We start from the raw sequence: 18722 nt of genomic DNA, 5'->3' as shown, positions 1-18722 counted from the left end.
CATATTTTCAAACCCCGAGATTTTCCAAACCCTAAACCCTGAGCCTGGTGAGATGGCACCTTCAACTCCCTTCTCCCCTTGCGGGAAAAGGGCTGGGGATGAGGGGGAACCAATCCTCAGGCCGCATTTTCAGCCAATACACCAGTCACGGGCTGCATCTCCCCAAAACGCAGCACCCGATGGCAGATCTGGCGCAGCAGCGCCTGCTGGTGGCTGAATATCACCATGCCAAGCCCGCGCTGTTCGCACTCCATCATCAACTCCCGCCAGAGCTGCCGCTGAATTTGCGGATCCAGCTGGGCGGTCACCTCGTCGGCAATCAGCAGACGAGTGCGAGGATCGAGGGCGCGCAACAGCGCGATGCGGGCCAGCTCGCCACCGGAGAGCTGACCGGGTTTACGACCAAGCCATTCAGGCTTGACCATAAAGCGGATCAGCATGGCCTCATCGGGGCGCCATACATCCCAGAGCGCCTGCCCGGTGGTGCGATAGGGATTGAAGGTGAGCTCCGGGTGCTGGGGCACCAGCTGGATGGGGTTATAACCTTTTACATGTTCAGGTACTGGCTGCCCATCCAGCAGGATCTGCCCGCCGGCCCCAACCGGTTGCCAACCGGCCAATACCCGCCCCAGCGTGGTCTTGCCATAACCGCTCGGGGCGGAGATACCGAGCCGTTCGCCCGCTTTCACCGTCAGCGACAATCCCTGCCAAAGGGGACGTTCCCCCTGGGCGATGGTGAGATTTCGTACTTCCAACATCAGGAGACCTCCGGCACAGAGAAGAGCGCGTTGAATTCCGGCAGCGCCTGCCAGTGGGCACGGAGCATCTCGCTCCCCAGCCCCTGACGAAGATGGTGGCTGCTCAGGGTATCGCTCACCTGCCCCTGATGCAGGGCCACGATGCGATCGGCAAAGCGGGCCGCCAGCGCCAAATCGTGGGTGACCCAGAGGATGCCGCTGCCCTGATTGGCCAATTCACGCAACTGGCCGAGCAGCAGACAGGCCAGCCCTTCGTCGAGCCATGCGGTGATCTCGTCCGCCAGAATGTAACGGGCGCCGCCAAGTGCCGCAGTGCAGGCCAGAATGCGCTTGGCCATGCCGCCGGAGAGCTGGCGCGGGTATCTGTCCAGGGTGGCAGCAGGCAACTGGTAGCGCAGCAGTTGTTCACCAAGCCGCTCGCGGGAACCGCTCTGGCCGCAGAGGCGCGCCGCCCGGCCCAGCTGGCGCTCCACCGTCAGCAGCGGATTGAGGGCGCTTACCCCCTGTGGCACATAGCAGAGGGTGTGGCCGCGCAGACGGGCCCGACCGGCATCGCACAGAGGCGTGCCATCGAGAGAGATGGTGCCGCGCATGCGCAGGTTGTCCGGCAGCAATGTCAGAGCGCTTTGCAGCAGCAGGCTCTTGCCCTCGCCGCTCCCCCCCACCAGCGCCACTATCTCCCCCGGTGCCAGTTGCAGGCTGATATCGGTCAGCAATGGCTGCCAGCTGCGTCGCCCTAGCCAGGAGTAGTGGGCCGCCTCTATGGTCACATGGTCAAAACTCAGCATGGTTCACTCCTGTGCCACAGCAACTGTTGCAAGGCGCGGGTAGCCTGATCAAAGAGCAACACCAGCAGCAGCAACATCAGCCCCGGGAAGAGGGCCAGCCACCAACCGCCACCGGCCAGATAACGCAGGGCATCGGCCAGCAGCAGGCCCAGCGAAGCCTCGTGGGCCGCCAGACCAAAGCCGAGAAAGCTCAAGGCCGCGCTGTGCAGAACCGCATGGGGAAACATCAGCAGGGTGCCGATAAACCACTGGGGCAAGAGCCCCGGCAGCAGGTGGGTGCGCCAGCGACGCAGCGCCCCCATCCCCTGACAGCGGGCCAGCACCACATAGTCACTACAGGCGATCCGCCGCGCTTCTGCGCAGAGAATGAGCGCCAGCTTGGGCCAGTGAGTCAGCGCCACCGCCAGGATCACCCCGCGCATGCCGCCCCCCACAGTGAAGCAGATCAGGATCAGCAGCAGCATATGGGGCAGCGCCAGCATGGCGTCGATCACCATTCGCACCGCTGCATCGCATCTGGGATGGATGAGCGACACACTTGCCGCCACCATGGCCAGCAGGCCACTGCAGAGTGCCGTGCTGATGCCGAGCTCCAGACTGGTGAGGGTGCCCTGAAAGGCTCGCAACCAGAGATCCCGCCCCATCTGATCGGTGCCGAACCAGTGGGCCAGCGAGGGGGGCTGCTGGCGCGCCAGCAGATCCATCGGCACATCCTGATGAGAGAGGCTCCAGCCGTAGGCTGCCAGCAGCGCCAGCCCGATCAGGGCCACCCCAAGGCGCACTATGGAGGGAAGCGGATTAAACAGCATGCTCACCCTCCCAGCCCCGATTGATGCGCGCCAGCAGCAAACTGGCCACTGTGTTGCCAATAAAGACCAGCAGGGTACAAAAAAGCACTATGCCCATCAGCAAGGGGATATCCCCCCGCAGCCCCGCATCCACGGTCGCCTGCCCAAGCCCCGGATAGGAGAAGACCTTCTCGGCCAACAGCGACCCGCCAATCAGCTCACCCAGCGAGGCAAACTGCAGGCAGAGCGCCGGGGTCAAGGCGTGGCGCAGCACATGGAAGCGCAGCATGGGCCAGCCGCCATCCCCCTGGGCGCGGGCGTAGCGGATAAAGTCGCTCTCCAGCACCTCGGCCACCCGCCCCCGGGTATGCAGGGCAATGTTGCCCACCCCGAGCAGCGCAAGCGTGGTCACTGGCAGCAGCAGATGGCGAGCCCGCATGGCCCAATCCGCCTCATCGGCAGAGAGGCCCGGCGTCCAGGCACAGCAGACTGGAAGTAGCGGCCAGTGCACCGCAAACAGGGCGAGCAGCAACAGGCCAACCCAGAAGGTGGGCAGGGAGGCGAGCAGATAGGCAAAACGGCAGATAAGGCGATCGGGCCAGCGGTTGAGATAGCGACCGGCGCAGAGCCCGAGCAGAATGCCGAAAAAGCCGGAGAGCAGCCATGCCCCCGCCAGCAGCAGGAAGGAAGCAGCAAAGCGGCTGCCGATCACCTGAGCCACAGGCGCGTTGTAGAGCATGGAGTAGCCGAGATCCCCCTGCAGCACTTGGGTAAACCAGTGCCAGTAGCGCAGCCACAGCGGCTGATCCAGTCCCCAGCGGGCGGCAATGCGGGCATACTGCTCGGGCGGCACATGGAGCAGATCGTTACCGATATAGGCCTTGATGGGATCGATGGGGGAGTAACTCAGTAGCACAAAGGTGGCGACAGAGACCAGACAGAGCAGCCCTGCCAGACGCAGCAGGGCTTTTACCAGAATGTAACCGGAAGAGCTAAAGGGCGAACTTAACGGCACGTCCACCGCCAATCCTGCAGGTTGTTGAGGAGTGACCAGCTACCGTGGATCTCTGGCGCCCCCTTGCCAAGATCGATGCAGCGGTTGGCCAGATAGGTGTGCTGCACATTGAGCAGCCAGGCCCAGGCGGCATCCCCCTGCACCCCGGCGCCGCTCTTGCCATCCCACTCCACCTGCTGCCAGAAGGGCACGGCCGCCTGCCAGTCGGGGGCATCCAGCGCCTGCTTGAGATGTCCATCCACTACCGGGTTGCTGTAATAGCCCGGGTTGTAGAACTCTACCCCGCCCGAACCGCTCTGGTAGTGGTGATAGAGCTCCATGGGATCCAGACTCCCCCACCCCATCAGCACCGGATTGGCGTGCATCTCGCGCTCCACCTGCTCCCAGCTACCGGATTTGAGGCTCACGTCGAGACCGATGGGTTTGAGCATGGCACGCACCGCTTCCGCCAGATCCCGGCGGGTGCTGTCGCCACTGGTGTACCAGAGGGTAACGGCGGCGCGCAGGTCGCCCTTGTGGCGAATGCCGTCACTGCCCATCTTCCAGCCCGCCTCGTCGAGCAGGGCGTTGGCATGGGCGACATCCCCATCCTTGAAGGCAGTGGCTTTATTTAGCCAGGGCAAGCCTTCCACCGCGCTGTAAGCGGGGATGGCATGCCCTTCCAGCAGCTGATCCGCCAGCAGCTTGCGGTCGATGGCGTAGTTGATGGCGCGGCGCACCGCCACATCCGAGATCACGTCGTTGCCGACGGGATAACCCTTGGCATCCTTGCCGCCCGCAGGCGGGATCGGGAAGACGATGCCACGGTTCTCCACGCTCGGCCGCACCCACAGCTTGAGGGAGGCAGGTACGGTGGGCGCCAGCGACGGGGCAATGCGCACCACATCGAGCTGGCTACTCTGGGCCGCGGCATAGGCGCTCTCTTCATCGATAAAGACAAACACCAGCCGTTTGAAGTCGTTGTTGCCGCCGGCGTAATAGGGGTTCGCCTCCACCACCAGCTGTTGACCGGGCAGGAAGCTCACCAGCCGATAAGGGCCGGCACCGACCGGCTTTTGGGCATAGGCTTTTGCGTCGTAATCCCGCTTCGACACTATCCCCAAGGATCCCAGCACGTTGACGAAGGTGCTCTGGGGGGCGCTAAGAGTGATGGCCACCTCGGTGGGCGAGAGCACCTTGGCCGAGACAAAGTTGCCCATGTCGATCTTGCCGCCCCCCTTGGCTGCGCTGTTGTAGGTAAAGGCCACATCCTCGGCGGTGAGCGGCGCGCCGTTGGAGAATTTCAGGGCAGGCCTGAGGGTAATGAGCCACCCCTTGCCATCCTTGTTCGGGGTCACCGCTTGGGTGAGCACATTGTGCCAACTGAGATCGGCGTTCTGCTTGAGCAGCGGGCTGTGCAGCAGCAGGTAGCTGCCGTGGCTCCAGCCGAGCAGAGGGTCAAACCCTTCGGTGGGCTCACTGCCGATGGCGAGCTTGAGCTCGGCAGGCACAGGTTGAGCAGCGGCCAGCGCCGCGTGAGAAGCAGTGCCCAGCAGCAGGGTCAACAGGGCGGTAGCGCTGGATCTGGCGTAATGGCGAAGGGAATTGCGTGGAACAGTCATGGGGATCCTTCTTGTTTTGTACCACTCACGGATCATCACTCAAAAAGAGGCGGAATGCGTGTCTGAACATGGGAGTGAGGGGCCAAAATAGCCCCCTATTCTAAACTTGATTTCGCGTGAAACCTAGCGACTATGCCGGTTGACCGCGCCGGGCACCGAATAGCCGTCTGCGACCCAGATCCACGCCGCCAGCCCCTTGCTGCACCGGCAAGGAGAGCAGCATCTTGAGGGTGCTGCTCACCAGTGAGCGCCCCTCCCCGGCCCCGAGATGGGGATCGAGCGGCGACATCAGGGAGCAGGCTAGCAGCTGTCCCGTCTCGGGCAATTCACCCACCATAAAGGTCATGTTGCCGCAGGGGAGCTGCAGGGCGAGCCTATCGCTGTTGCTGCGTACCGGCCAAAGCTGCTCCGGCCCCGGCAGCACCACAACGCTCAACATCCAGGGGGTGAGCACACAGCCGAGCCACTGGTCTTCAAACAGCACGCACTCCGCCACTATGGGCATGGTGGCGTGATAGAAGGGCAACGCCTGCATCTCTTCGCGAGCGATCCGCTCGTACTGGGCCACCAGCAAAGGTGCTGGATTGGTGGCAAAACCGGCAAACTCCTGTGCCATCTCCGGTACTCTCTCCAGCACTCTCTCAGCCTCGCTTAAATGGGACTGCGCCATAGGCCCTCCCGCGCTTGTTCAGCTTTCTCCTGCTCAGAGAGCGGGATGGCGGGGGCACCGACACTGGCCAGCAGGGTCAAGATCCGATCCGTCGCCTCCCCCATGGCAGCGGCCACCACTGGGGTGAGGCCGATGCGGGGTTCGAGGGATTCAGGCTCTATGCCGATCAGAGTGAGCCGCTTTGGCGACTCCCCCGTCATATGCAGCGCCGAGAGCACGTCCGCCAGCCCCAGCTGATGAGGGGAGATCTTGCGGCCAAACAGGGTCGGGACCTCCTCATCCTTCAGGGTCACCACGGTACCCGGCGGATTACCGCTGCGCACCACATCCGCCAGAATGATGTGATCGCGACTGGCCATCGCTTCGAGCAACTCCATGCCGGCGGTGCCGCCATCGAGCAGCTCGATACCGGGGGAGAAACGGTATTCGCGCCCCAGTGCCTCGACGATGCGAACCCCCACCGCCTCATCGCTCAAGAGCAGGTTGCCGACGCCCAGGATCAGGATGTTCATCACAACACCTTCACCTGAGTTGTTTCGCCATTTTGAGTATCCACCACGTGCACCGCGCAGGACATGCAGGGGTCGAACGAGTGGATGGTACGCACCACCTCCAGCGGCTTGGCGGGATCCGCCACCGGGGTGCCTACCAGAGATTGCTCGTAGGGGCCGGGCTCATCATTGAAGTTGCGCGGGCCCGAGTTCCAGGTCGATGGCACCACCGCCTGATAGTTCTCGATCTTGCCGCCCTTGATGACGATCCAGTGGGAGAGCATGCCGCGCGGCGCCTCTTCAAAGCCCACTCCGCGAAACTCCTTGTCCGCCGGGATCTCCGCCTTGATATAGGCGGTGGTGTCCCCCTTGCCGATGTTGTCCACCAGCGCCTTCCACTGGTGCGCCAGGGTATCTTTCAGCACGCAGCAGCGCACCGCGCGACCGATGATGCGGCCCATGGTGGAGTGCAGCTGTTCGGTCTTGATGGCCGAGCCGGTGAGCGCCTTGTAGATGCCATTCAGATGATCGAAGTGCGCCACCGTCTCCGGGTGCTTGGCGGCCAGTTTAACCAGCAAGTCTGCAAGCGGCCCCACCTCCACCACCTTGCCGTAGAAGGTGGGGGATTTGACCCAGGAGTATTTGCCGTCATCCTGCCAGCCGGTGTAATCGGGCTCGGTCTTGCCCTCCCAAGGTTTGAGCGGCTCGTCATCCTTGTACCAGGCGTGCTTGTTGCTCTCGGCGATGCCCTCCATCAGCCAGCCATCCTGATGACTCTCGATGGGGCGATAACCCGTCAGATTGCCATTCTCGATATAGCCGCCCGGCATCAGGAAGCTGCCGCCGTTGGCATCGGTGGGGAGCTCCGGCACGCTCAGGTAGTGTTTGGCCCCCTGCCCCAGACTCAGCCACTCGGGATAGTGCGCGGCGATGATGGCGGCATCTACCTTGTAGACCTGCTCGATAAACTCGCCGAGCCGGTCGATAAAGCTCTTCACATAGAGCAGCCGCTCGAGGTTGAGCACGCTTGGTGCATCCAGATTGATGGGGTTGGCCACGCCGCCCACCGCCAGATTCTGGATGTGCGGGCTCTTGCCACCGAGGATGGCGACAATGCGGTTGGCATCGCGCTGGCACTCCAGTGCCTGCAGGTAGTGGGCCACGGCGATGAGGTTCACCTCCGGGCTCAGCTTCATCTCCTTGTGACCCCAGTAGCCGTTGGCAAAGATGCCAAGCTGGCCGCTCGCCACCAGCGCGCGGATTTTATCCTGCACCTTGGTCAGTTCATCGGCACTGTTGAGAGACCAGGTAGAGACCCCCTTGAGCATGTCCGCCGCTTTTTGCGGATTGGCCTCAAGGGCTGCGGTGATGTCCACCCAGTCCAGCGCGGAGAGCTGGTAGAAGTGGACGATGTGATCGTGGATGTTGTGGGCAGCAATGATCAGGTTGCGGATGTACTGGGCGTTGACCGGCACCTTGGCACCGATGGCGTTCTCCACCGCTCGCACCGAGGCGATGGCGTGAATGGAGGTACATACCCCGCAGATGCGCTGCACTATCATCCAGGCATCGCGCGGGTCGTTGCCCTTGACGATCTCCTCCATCCCGCGCCACATGGTGCCGGACGACCAGGCTTTGGTCACTTTACCGCCTTCGATTTCGCAGTCGATACGCAGGTGCCCCTCAATGCGGGTGATGGGGTCTATGGTGATACGTTGGCTCATACGTTGGCTTTCCCTCGGGCCTGATAATCTTGGTGAACACGTTCAAGTGATGGCAGTACCGGCAGCAGCCGGATCAACAGCAAATAGGCACACACCTCGATGGCAACAAAGCCCAGAGAGATCAGCACCTCCTCCGCAGAGGGGAAGTAGTGGTAGCCATTGCCGGGGTTGAAGGCGAGCAGGGAGTAATCCAGTCGCCAGAGGGCGGCGCCCAGCAGCATGCTGAGGGCCCCCAGGAACAACATGCGCGAATCCCGGCGGCTCTTGTCCCAGTGGAACACCAGCAGCGGGAAGATCATCAGCGCAATCTCGCTCCAGAACATGATGGAGAAGCGATTGAACTCGGAGAGATACTCCGACTTGTCGTGGATGACGATCTCGGCAAAGCGCAGCGCCACAAACAGGATCAGGAAGATATCGATCACCTGGGTCAGCTTGTAGAAGAGCGACTTCTCGTTGGGGCCCCGCCCCGCCAATCCCGCCTGCACCAGAGATCCCTCGAACACCACGATGGAGAAACCCATGATAAAGGCGGTGAGCAAAGAGAAGACCGGTAACAGCTCGTAACTTTGCCAGAGCGGATGGATCTTCTCCCCCGCGACGATCATCAACGACCCCATCGAGGATTGGTGCATGGTGGGCAGCAGAGCCCCCAGCGCCAGCACGAAGAACATGATCTTGTTGAGGCGAATGAGTGACGCCTGCCAGCCGAACTTCTCCAGCAGCACGGGCGCAAACTCCAGCGCCATCACCCCGATATAGATGGTCATGCAGACCGCCGTCTCGAACAGCACCGAGGAGGTGTTGAAGTGACCGGGCAGGTAGAAGTACGGCAGGTTCCAGTAACGCCCCACGTCGATGGTGATGGAGAGACCGCCCAGCGAATAACCGAACAGGCTCGCCAGCAGGGCCGGTCGCACCAACGGGTGATACTCGCCCCGGTTGAACACATAGACAGCCCAGGCCAGCGCCCAGCCGCCGCAGGCGAAACCGGTGCCGATCAAGAGATCGAACGAGATCCAGAGTCCCCAAGGATAACCGCCATTCAAATCGGTGACCGAACCCAGCCCGAAGACGAGGCGTTTTAAAATCAACATGCCGCACAGCACGGCAAAGGGGGCCAGCACCAGCACAGGCCAGCTGACCAGCTTGCCGCCGAGGGGATACGCCTTGTGGTTACTCATGATCCTTGCCTCCCTTTGTAGTGCCCTGACCCTTGATCTGCGCACTCCCCTGATCATGGCCATCATCGTGATGATGATCGTGACCATTCTTGGTGTTGCGGCGAATGAGCACCGAGAGGCCGGTCAGCACCACCATGGGCAGCACCATCCCCTTGTAGAGGGTGTGCTGGATATGCTCGGAGCGGGCACCGGAGGAGAGCTCCGGCAGATCGGGCATGTCGAGCTTGGTATAGGGCACCCCGGCCAGCACCAGCACCTGGGTGCCGCCCCCCTCCTTCTCGCCATAGACGTAAGGCTGGTAGTTGGGCACCTCGTGCAGGTAAGGGTCGTTGGCAGAGAGGGTCTGGCGCGGATAGGCATATTCGCTGCCCGGAGTCGCCAGCAGGCGACGCTTGGCCTCGGCCATCAGCTCCTCGCGGGTGCCGAAGATGACGGCGCCGGTGGGGCACACCTCGACGCAGCCGGGCAACTTGCCCTGATCAATCCGCTCCAGCCCTTTCTGGTTGCAGAGCTCGCACTTGTGGATCGCCCCCAGCGGGTTGTCATAGTCATATTTGGGCACATCGAACGGGCAACCCACCATGCAGTAGCGACAGCCGGTGCAGACGCTCGGGTCGTAGTGAACGATGCCGGTCTTGGGATCTTTTTTAAGAGCCTGCACCGGACAGACAGAGACGCAGTTGGGATCGACACAGTGCATGCACTGCTTCTTGATGTAGGCGTAGCCATCCACCAGCTGATCCTTGTGCTCGCCAGTGCCGCTCTTCCACACCTGAATGATGTTGTTGGTGTAAGGGGTCAGCTTGTCGTTGTTGGACCAGGTTTGCGCCCCGGCTGGGTTGGTCGGGTTGCCGTTGAGGCGCTGACACTCCGCCACACAGGCCTGACAGCCGACGCAAAGGGTAGAGTCATACAACATGCCGAGCGCGCCGGGAATGGGCGGCTTGTTCTTGGCCGCCGCCAGTGCGGTGCCGGGTACGGCTGTGCCCGCCGCCAGTGCACCGACGGAGGCAAATTTGAGGAAGTTGCGTCTGTTCACGGTTACTCCTCCCGTGATGGGTGCTGCCCGGCTTCGTGGCGCTTCTGCTGGCGACCGAGTTCACGCACCGTCATCAGACTCACCCCTACCAGCACCCCGAGGGCGCCACCGATAAGGCCAGTCGCGGTGGGCGAGGTATAGCCCCCCTCCTGAATTTTCACATCGGGTTTATCCACCCGCGGGGTCGGGTTCTCGACCTTGGCGAGCTGGAAGATCCCCTTGCTAAAACCGACCCCCTGCTCGTTGCAGCCATAACAGGGGTGACCGATACCGACCGGCCAGATGCCGCCGCCCACATCGCAGAACTCCAGGGTCGAGCAGTTGCCGTAGGTCTCCGGCCCCTTGCAGCCAAGATGGTAGAGACACCAACCCTGACGGTGACCCTCATCACCAAACTCCTTGGCAAAACGCCCTGCGTCGAAGTGCGGACGACGCTCGCAGTTCTCGTGGATCAGCCGCTCATAGGCAAACAACGGACGCTTCTTGCTATCCAGCGCCGGCAGCTTGCCGTAGGTGATGTAGTAGGCAACCGTGGTGAGGAAGTTGTGGGGATTGGGCGGACAGCCCGGGATATTGATGATCGGGGTGCTGATGTTGCCCAGCGCCTCTTCCAGGCTGACAGCGCCGGTCGGGTTGCCGCCGCTGGCAGGCACACCGCCCCAGGCAGCACAGGAACCGATGGCGATGACCGCAGCCGCGTCACTGGCAGCACGGCGAATATGGTCGACGATGGGCTCACCGGCCACCATGCAGTAGACGCCACCATCTTTGAGCGGAATGGAGCCATCCACCACCAGCACATACTTGCCTTTATAGCGCTTGATGGCGTTGTGCTTGTTCTCTTCCGCCTGATGACCAAAGGCCGCCGAGAGCACCTCGTGGTACTCCAGCGAAATGGTATTGAGGATCAGGTTTTCGATGGTGGGATGGGTGGCGCGCAGCAGCGACTCGGTACAGCCGGTGCACTCCTGCGCCCCAATCCAGATCACCGGCGGCCGTTCGGGGCTGGTGAGCGCAGTGGCCATCTTGGCGACGGCATGCTGACTTAATCCCAGGGTTGCGGCCATCCCGGCACACAATTTCATAAAATCACGGCGATTAATCCCATGAGCCGATAAAAAATTATCCTCGACCATTCTTCTTATTCCCGTAGTGAGCACTTGTTTGATAAATGCTTAATAGCGGAAATGCTAAGGACTCACCCACCCTGCAGTATTGATCTCTATCAATTTCGACCGGCTTACCCCTATTTTCATAGCGAGCCACATCACAAATGAAATTAATTACCCCCAAAGAGATATTTAGCATCCCCATAAATTTTATGAACTTAATTGGATATTAAATAATTAATCACTGCATATCCTCTCTTTCACTGTGAGCCAAATTAACATGATTGAAATCTTGGCTATACCGCTCATTTCACAATACTGATGCCCACCAATAAATGATCCATTGAATATATCTTTACTCATTCCATTGCATATTTCATGCAGTCATCCACGGGACAACCTCCTGACTTGCCTCCCCATACCAAAACTGTCTCACGGCCAGCTACTACCGGTAGCAAGCACGGCCTTCACGGCACGATTTACCTGCATGTCGCTTGGTTTCAGTTTGCATTTTACCTGCGCTTCAGTGCGACACGTTCTACTGCGAGCCCACACAGCACAACCCCGCTTGTCCTCCCTGACGTTTAACACCGCTTAATGAAAAGATGCCGCCGAGGTATGCATATCAGTATGACCTCCCCCACTCTTTCTTGTCTTGGATGCTGGTGAGTAAAATATCACGCTCACGGATATGTTTACGCATCATCGTGAATCTGCATTCAAATTAATGGTAAGAGAAAAGGCAAGGTGGAAGGCTGTCTGCAACATAGACATCATATTTAACTCGCGATGCATTCGCTCATCCGGTTACAGATGTTACCGCCCACCTTCACACTATTTACCTTCACGTCACCCCGCTTAATTAACCAGAGCGTAAATATCCATCTCCATCGATATAGATGATAATTATTCTTGTTCAATGGCAACTCCAAAAAATGAGTTTGGATCACGATAAACATGACAAACGATAAGCGTGTAAATCATCAGCCGAGCAGTGGCTCCAGCCACTACCTTGCCTTATCGAACTCGTTGACAGCCCTGCTCACCTCGTGAAATGCATGCAGACAGAGGCCTCCCCTCTGATAACCACGCCATGGAGCCTTGTTTATGGCTGGCCCTACGGACACTTGCCAAGTGCGGGAATTGAACAAAAAAACGAGAAAAATCAAGATAGATAGCCAATTAAAATGACATAATTGACTATAGTTCAATCGAACGTTTGAAAAACGTGACCACTTCACATGGGCCCAGCGCAATGACCACTGAACGGGAACAGTTGATCCGCTCACTGTTTGATGAGTACATCGAGATGTATTCATCACGGGATGAGCGGCTCACCACGCGGTTTAGCGACAATTTCAGCGGCTTTGCCGGCAGCAGTGATGTTCTGGTTACCGATAAAGATGAGTGGATCCGGATAACCCGCCGCGATTTTGCCCAGATCCCGGGCAGGATCCGCCTGGAAATACTCGATTTGACCCTGCAAGATCTGGCCGTTGATGTGGTGGTGGTCACCGCCTTCTTTCATATCCATCTACCAAAATCAGAACCTATCCTCTCCCGCAGAACCGCCAGGCTGGTGCTGATTTTTCGACACGAAGCCATGGCGTGGAAAATTGCTCACAGCAGTATCTCCATCCCTTACAGTGCGGCTCGGGAAAGCGAAATTTACCCGATGACCAGTCTGGAGGAGCGCCAACATGAGCTGGAGCTCATTATCGAGCTCAGAACCAGGGAGCTGGCGGAAGCGAACCGGAAACTGGAAGCGCTCAGCAATACCGATGGGCTTACCAACATAGGTAACCGCCGTCTGTTCGACAACTCATTGAACCTGGCCTGGGAGCACTGTATTCAGACAGAGATGCCGATTGCGCTCATCATGCTCGACATCGATCATTTCAAGCAGTTCAACGACCTCTATGGCCACGTTGCCGGTGACGAGTGCCTTCGATTGCTTGCCCATACCCTGGCGCAATCCGGACGCCGCTCGGGGGAGTTGGTGGCCCGCTACGGCGGAGAGGAATTTGTCATCCTGCTGCCACATGTCGAGCGTCAATCCGCCTATGAAATTGCCCAACATATCCAACGGCTGATTTTTGCACTGGCGCAGCCACACGCACAAAATGCCACCGGTCTGGTGACAGTTAGCATGGGTGTTGCCTGCCTCAGACCATCGAGTCACTGGCAGCCATCTGAACTGGTCAAACTGGCTGATGCTGCGCTCTACACCGCCAAATCATCCGGCCGTAACTGCATCAGAGTGGCGGAGTCACCCAGCCTCCCGCAACCAGTCTGCCCATAAGTCCCTCATGCGTGACCATCCTACCTACGGGGAACCACTGCGCGCTAACCATGCACGGCAAGGCTCAACGCATCCCATCGCAACATACCTTCCCACTGATCCAGTGTGCTTTGATAGGTATCTGCCGCGTTGTAATGGACCATGGCATGCAGGCGGGCATGATGGCCAAGTCGCTTGACCTCGTCGGGCATGGCATTGAGGCTGGCCAGCACCCGCGCCAGATCGCCGGGATCGTTTGGCTGATATTTGCGGCAATTCATGTCATCGGTGAGGTGTCGATCCCACCAGGCGCCATCGGCCGGGATCACTACGCATAATCCTGCCGCCATGGCCTCCAGAATGGAGAGACCAAACGGTTCCTGATGACTGGTGGAGACAAAAATGCCGCATTGAGATCGGATCTCGTCAAGATTGGCGGGGTTGGCATACCAGTGCGTGTCTGGCAGCTGTGGCTGAGGCTGGCTACAGGGTTGCAGCGTGCCCTTGGGCTGCAGATAGCACACCATCAGCTCGGGGCGAGCGTCAGGGATCAGTTGATGGGCGGCCAGCATGGTCTCCAGCCCCTTCCAGCGCAACAACGAAGCCGCCCACAAAATACGAGGCCCCCCCAGGGTCGCTTTGGGCCAATCAATCTCGCTCAAGCCATTGGTAAATGGCTGCCAGTGTGACGGGAACTCGGTCTCGCCAAGCCGGGCCAGTAATGCCACCAGGGAGCTGCGGGTTGATTCGAGATAAAATACAAAACTCGCCCGTTGCAAGGCCCTGGCAGAGAGCCCCGAGCACCCCACAGGGCCATGGATCAGCTGAACCACCCGGCACCGCAACCAGCGGGCCGCCCAGTAACAGCAGAGATCCACCCCCGGCCCGGACGCCGCCACCAGGCACTTCACCTGCCCCAAGCGCAGCACAAGCCAGAGGATCAGCAGGGTCTGCCACCCCTGTTTGAGCAGATAGCCGATGCCGGACTCCCGCCCCTTCAATTGGTGGGGCAGCCAAAGGGGGTGATGTTGGCAACGGGGCCAGGAGTCGGGATCCTGGGTCAACACATGGCATGTGAGCCCGGGCATCCGCTTGGCCAACTCATCGAGCAGCACTTCGGTCGCAACCTTGGAGCCACCGCGAAACGGGATGGGATCCACGACGATGACCTTTCCAAACACCGGCTCAGTTTGCATGCTCATCTTGCTGCTCCCTTACTCTGGCACCTGCGGCGGCCAAACCCCAGTTGCACTTTTTGCGCCACTTTTGCCATCCCACTCGCCAGCATATTGCGACCTCTGGCAAGGAGTCGTTCCCCCGCCCAATGAATGAGTGGTCGGAAGGGTGTGGGGGCCGTTGCGTGCCAACGACCAGCCAACGCGACGTCCCACACCGCCGTGACCCCGTCGACATAGCGCGCCACCGTGAACAACTGTGCGGCACGCAGCTGAGCGGCCCGCCCCATCGCGCATCGGCGTTGCGGATTACTCAATTGCTGCCAGTGATCAGCCATCTCGGCCCAATCCCCCGGGGTTGCCAGCAAGCCGGTCACCCCCTCTTCCACAACTTCCGGAATGCCGCCCACCCGATAGGCACTGACCGGGAGTCCCAACATGCCCGCCTCCGCCAACGTCAGACCAAACACCTCCTCACGGGCGCCGGAGACCAGCAAATCCACCCCGCCTCGCAAGATAGCGGCACTGTCTGGTCGCTCGCCGAGAAAGTGGACCCGCTCGGCCACACCGAGCTCGACAGCCAACGCCACCAATGCTTCCCGCTCCGGACCGCTGCCAATGATCAGCAACTGAGCCTCCTCCCCCGATGCCATCAGGGCAGCCAGCGAGCGGATCAGCAGATCAATCCCCTTGCGTTTGATCAATGAGCCGACGGTTGCGATGATCATATCCCCCGGTGGCAAGCCCAGCATGCCGAAGACCGGCCAGTGAGCACCGCCATTCAGGCGAGCGGCATCCACCCCGTTGGGTACCCGGATCAACCGATCGGCCGCGCAGCCATCCTGGCGCCAACCGGTCAACACCGGCTCGCTCACCCCGATCAGCACGCTTGCCTGATGAACCCGCAGGCTGAACCTGTCTCTGGGCTGGTAACGGGCATGGAGGTGGCACACCAGCGGTACCTGCAACGCCCGACAGACCCCCACCAGCCACTGACAAGGGGCCGCGCTGTTGGCATGCACCAGCCCAATCTGCCGCTCGGTGATGAGCTCTCTGGCTCGCCGGGAGAGGCGCCGATGGGCCGCAAGATCAAAACGTGGCGCCTGCCATCCCAGCAGCAGGCTGAATGGCTCGACCATGGTTTCTACCCCGAGGGTGGCCGCCTCTGCCGCCAGCGTCGGGCTATTGCACCAGAGCAACGGCGTAAACCGGCTGCGATCGAGGTGGGCCAGCAGATCCAGCAGGCAGCGTTCGCTGCCGCGGATCCAGTCCTCTCCGTAGTGAACCAGCAAAACAGGGGTTGCGTTCATCCTCTTGCTCCCTTTGGTGGCACTGCCGGCAACCGGGTTGCCTCCTGATGATCCTCAGCGGTTGCCTTCACCTCTGTGGCCGCCTGCTGCACGTACTTGATGGCGGCGACGGCCAGCGCCAACTCCAGATAGATGGGCCAGGTAAACCCCTGGGTCAGGAAGGATCCCGAAATCACAAACCCCACCATGCTGGCCATCACCCCCTGCATCGCCGTGATCACTGCAGGAGGCATGCCAGCAAGCTGGCAACGCCAGCAACTGCGCAGGGTCACCGTCACCATGCCGATAAACAGCGCCAGCCCGACAAAGCCGGTTTCAGCCAGCACCCCGAACCAGGTGGAGTGCACCGCATGATTGAGCCCATCCCAATGGGGGCTGTAGAAGAAGTAGTTGTAATAGAAATTGGACAAGCCCACCCCCACCAGCGGATGGCCTAGCGCCATGCCCCAGGCCGCTTGCCAGGCGTAGATCCGCCCCATGGCCGAGGCATCGACCCCACTCTCGGCGGCGCCGCCAGATGCCCGGTCGCTGATCCCGGCGGCGGCAAACAGCACCGCCAGCGCGACCATCCCCATCGAGATCAACAGGGTTTTCGACTTCACCCGCTGCCAGGCAAACAGGCCGCTGACTGCACACACGCCAAGCAAGCCGCCGCGGCTCTGGGTGGCGATAATGGCGGCGGCGGTCAACGCAAAGCCGAGCCCCCCCAGCAAACGCCCCCCCACCCCATTACCCTGATTGAGCAGCAAGCTCAGCGAAAAACCGGCAGGAAAGAGCAGCACCAGCGCCAGATCGTTGGGATCCCCCAGCACAGAGCCCAGCTCGCGCCCTATGGTCACCCGGGTGCCCTCCACCAGCCCGATCCCGCTCGCCTTGTTGTAGAGGGCCACCAACGCCACCAGACAGCCCGCAACCACGAAGGTACGCACCGCCAGCGCAAAATCCCCCGGAGTGCGCACCAGCCAGGCGGTGGCCAGGGTCATCAGATAGATCTTGCTGTAGCTGCCGGTCCAGGTGGCGATCGCCTCGCCCCGGTTGCTGGCAAACAGCACACCGATGGAGACCATCACAAAGAAGGCCGTCAGCCAGCTCAGCGCTGGACTCCAGTAGGGCTTGATCCGACCGGTCAGTAAAATGTGCCAGACCAGTGCGCCGATGGCGGCCAGCGAGAAGAGCAGCGGGATTTTGAGGGGATAGAGCTGGGGGAACACCTCATGCAGTCGAAAGAAAGAGAAGGTGACAAACCCCAGTACCATCAAGAAGGGCCAGCGCAGGGCAAACCAGATGGCGGGAATGGCAAGGCCGAGCACCGGCAGCAGCAAGGGATGGGGCAGCCGCCACCAGAGCAGGGCCAGCACCAGACAGATGGCGCTTGCCCAGATGGCCGGCGTTAGACGAGCCATGATCCTGCCCACCATTGGCCGAGCCAGACCATCGCCAGCGCCCCGAGCGAACTGGCCCAGAGGGTCGAGAGGCGATACGGCAGCGGCAGCAACCGCTGGCTCACCAGATAAAAGGCCAGCGCCCGTACCAGATAGACCAGCAGCAGGGTCCAGATCACCCCGGCGACCCCGAAGGGGGGGATGGAGAGCAGAAAGCCTGCCACCCCAAGGGCGCTGCAGCCCAGATTGATCACCATCTGGGCATTGCTCTTCTCGCCGCTAAAGCAACCGACATTGAGCAAGTCCGAAACATTGCGCACCGCCATGCCCAGCACCAGCAGCGGAATATAGGCAATCGCCCCGTGATAGCTCTCCGGGGTCAGCCAGCGAATGAGCAAGGGGGCAGTGAGCCCGACAATCCCCGCGGTAACAAACCCCAACACCGACCCCATCACGCTGTAGTGAGCATTGAGTCGCAGTCCATCCGGCTCGCGCAACAGCATGAAACGGCGGGGATACCACCAGAGGGCAAAGGGTTGCAGCAGAAGTCCCACTGCCAGCGCCAACTTGCCCGCAACAGCGTAGTAAGCGAGCAGCGCCTCCCCCACCACATCGGCCAGCAGCCAGCGATCCAGTCCGCTCAGGGCAAAACCTGCCAGCCCGCTCACCACCAGGGGCAATCCATAGCGCAGCAGCGGCCGATAGTGCTGCCAGTCAAAGCGGATCCCGCTATCTCGCCACTGCCAGAGGCTCAGCAGCAACGCCAGTGCGACGCAGGTCAGGGTGCCGGAGGCCAGCACCCCGCTCACGCCCCAGCCGAGCCAGAGCCACCAGCCGGTCAACAGGGACTGGATCACCGCCTTGCCTGCGGTCGCCACGAAAAAGAGCCGCGCCTGATTGCGCATCCGCAGCCATGCCAGCGGCACGCCGATCACCCCTTCAAACGGCAGGGCGCAGAGCACCCAGCGCACATCCGCAAGGCGGGTTTCCACCGGCAGCCAGGCTTGCACCACAGGTGCCAGCAGCCAGAGCAGTACCAGACTGGCCAGGGCGATCAACCAGACCAGACCAAACATGCGGGCCACCACCTGCTGGCGCTCCTGCTCATCTTTCGCCAATCCAGCAAAGCGGTAGAGGGCATCCACCAGCCCGAAGCCCAAAATAAGGGAACCCAGATTGATGAGGGTCAGCAGCACCTCCAGCTGACCGTATTCGCGAGGCAGCAGCTGATGGGTCAACACCGGCAGCATCAGCAGGGAGATCCCCTTCATCAGGAGCAAGCCGCCGGCGTAATAGAGCATGGCAATCTGGTTCACACCAAGTTTCATAGGGCCTCCCAGCCACCCGAAGCATCCTGCTCCGGGTCAGCTACCGCTAATGCAAAGCCCACGCCACTCACTCCCGCCC

General features: G+C 60.9%; 16 protein-coding genes. 1 reads left to right on the top strand and 15 read right to left on the bottom strand.

Going from position 1 to position 18722, the window contains the following annotated elements; translation table 11 throughout:
- Positions 1-116 precede the first annotated feature (116 nt).
- The 11 genes from AB5Y76_RS00590 to hybO form a co-directional block, all read right to left on the bottom strand.
- Positions 117-758: an ATP-binding cassette domain-containing protein gene (locus AB5Y76_RS00590; protein WP_263717168.1), complete on the bottom strand. Its 642-nt coding sequence runs from the start codon at positions 756-758 to the stop codon at positions 117-119.
- Positions 758-1546, bottom strand: a complete 789-nt coding sequence (locus AB5Y76_RS00585; RefSeq protein WP_263717167.1) for an ATP-binding cassette domain-containing protein — start codon at positions 1544-1546, stop codon at positions 758-760. The genes AB5Y76_RS00590 and AB5Y76_RS00585 overlap by 1 nt, the downstream gene beginning before the upstream one ends.
- Positions 1540-2355, bottom strand: a complete 816-nt coding sequence (locus tag AB5Y76_RS00580; protein WP_263717166.1) for an ABC transporter permease — start codon at positions 2353-2355, stop codon at positions 1540-1542. The genes AB5Y76_RS00585 and AB5Y76_RS00580 overlap by 7 nt, the downstream gene beginning before the upstream one ends.
- A complete protein-coding gene (locus AB5Y76_RS00575; RefSeq protein WP_263717165.1) occupies positions 2345-3355 on the bottom strand; it encodes an ABC transporter permease in 1011 nt (336 codons plus the stop codon). Before AB5Y76_RS00575 ends, AB5Y76_RS00580 begins: the two co-directional genes overlap by 11 nt.
- Positions 3340-4950 (bottom strand): ABC transporter substrate-binding protein, encoded by a 1611-nt coding sequence (locus AB5Y76_RS00570; RefSeq protein WP_263717164.1) that lies wholly within the window; start codon positions 4948-4950, stop codon positions 3340-3342. The genes AB5Y76_RS00575 and AB5Y76_RS00570 overlap by 16 nt, the downstream gene beginning before the upstream one ends.
- A 130-nt stretch (positions 4951-5080) precedes the next feature.
- A complete protein-coding gene (gene hybE, locus AB5Y76_RS00565) occupies positions 5081-5620 on the bottom strand; it encodes a hydrogenase-2 assembly chaperone (protein WP_263717163.1) in 540 nt (179 codons plus the stop codon).
- Positions 5602-6132, bottom strand: coding sequence for a HyaD/HybD family hydrogenase maturation endopeptidase (locus tag AB5Y76_RS00560; RefSeq protein ID WP_263717162.1), 531 nt, complete (start codon positions 6130-6132; stop codon positions 5602-5604). Before AB5Y76_RS00560 ends, hybE begins: the two co-directional genes overlap by 19 nt.
- Positions 6132-7835 (bottom strand): hydrogenase 2 large subunit, encoded by a 1704-nt coding sequence (gene hybC, locus AB5Y76_RS00555; protein ID WP_263717161.1) that lies wholly within the window; start codon positions 7833-7835, stop codon positions 6132-6134. The genes AB5Y76_RS00560 and hybC overlap by 1 nt, the downstream gene beginning before the upstream one ends.
- Positions 7832-9019: a Ni/Fe-hydrogenase cytochrome b subunit gene (gene hybB, locus AB5Y76_RS00550; RefSeq protein WP_263717160.1), complete on the bottom strand. Its 1188-nt coding sequence runs from the start codon at positions 9017-9019 to the stop codon at positions 7832-7834. Before hybB ends, hybC begins: the two co-directional genes overlap by 4 nt.
- Positions 9012-10058 carry a hydrogenase 2 operon protein HybA gene (hybA, locus tag AB5Y76_RS00545; protein ID WP_263717159.1) on the bottom strand — a complete coding sequence of 349 codons (1047 nt, stop codon included), beginning with the start codon at positions 10056-10058 and terminating at the stop codon, positions 9012-9014. Before hybA ends, hybB begins: the two co-directional genes overlap by 8 nt.
- 2 nt (positions 10059-10060) lie before the next feature.
- Complete coding sequence (gene hybO / locus AB5Y76_RS00540) at positions 10061-11194, bottom strand: hydrogenase 2 small subunit (RefSeq protein ID WP_005360163.1); 1134 nt, start codon at positions 11192-11194, stop codon at positions 10061-10063.
- Between the two features lie 1228 nt (positions 11195-12422).
- Between hybO and AB5Y76_RS00535 the strand changes: the two genes are divergently transcribed.
- Complete coding sequence (locus AB5Y76_RS00535; RefSeq protein ID WP_368177645.1) at positions 12423-13469, top strand: diguanylate cyclase; 1047 nt, start codon at positions 12423-12425, stop codon at positions 13467-13469.
- 44 nt (positions 13470-13513) lie between these two features.
- Here AB5Y76_RS00535 and AB5Y76_RS00530 read toward each other — a convergent pair whose 3' ends face one another.
- From AB5Y76_RS00530 to AB5Y76_RS00515, 4 genes are read right to left on the bottom strand one after another with little or no spacing between them, the layout of a single operon-like run.
- Positions 13514-14650, bottom strand: coding sequence for a glycosyltransferase family 4 protein (locus AB5Y76_RS00530; protein WP_263717157.1), 1137 nt, complete (start codon positions 14648-14650; stop codon positions 13514-13516).
- Positions 14647-15933: a glycosyltransferase family 4 protein gene (locus AB5Y76_RS00525; protein ID WP_263717156.1), complete on the bottom strand. Its 1287-nt coding sequence runs from the start codon at positions 15931-15933 to the stop codon at positions 14647-14649. Before AB5Y76_RS00525 ends, AB5Y76_RS00530 begins: the two co-directional genes overlap by 4 nt.
- Positions 15930-17336 (bottom strand): O-antigen ligase family protein, encoded by a 1407-nt coding sequence (locus AB5Y76_RS00520; protein WP_263717155.1) that lies wholly within the window; start codon positions 17334-17336, stop codon positions 15930-15932. The genes AB5Y76_RS00525 and AB5Y76_RS00520 overlap by 4 nt, the downstream gene beginning before the upstream one ends.
- Positions 17324-18643: a lipopolysaccharide biosynthesis protein gene (locus tag AB5Y76_RS00515; protein ID WP_101530760.1), complete on the bottom strand. Its 1320-nt coding sequence runs from the start codon at positions 18641-18643 to the stop codon at positions 17324-17326. Before AB5Y76_RS00515 ends, AB5Y76_RS00520 begins: the two co-directional genes overlap by 13 nt.
- Between the last annotated feature and the right edge of the window lie 79 nt (positions 18644-18722).

The sequence above is a fragment of the Aeromonas sp. R1-2 genome (assembly GCF_040908505.1).
Classification (GTDB): Bacteria; Pseudomonadota; Gammaproteobacteria; order Enterobacterales; family Aeromonadaceae; genus Aeromonas; species Aeromonas veronii.
This window is presented reverse-complemented; position numbering and strand designations above follow the sequence as displayed.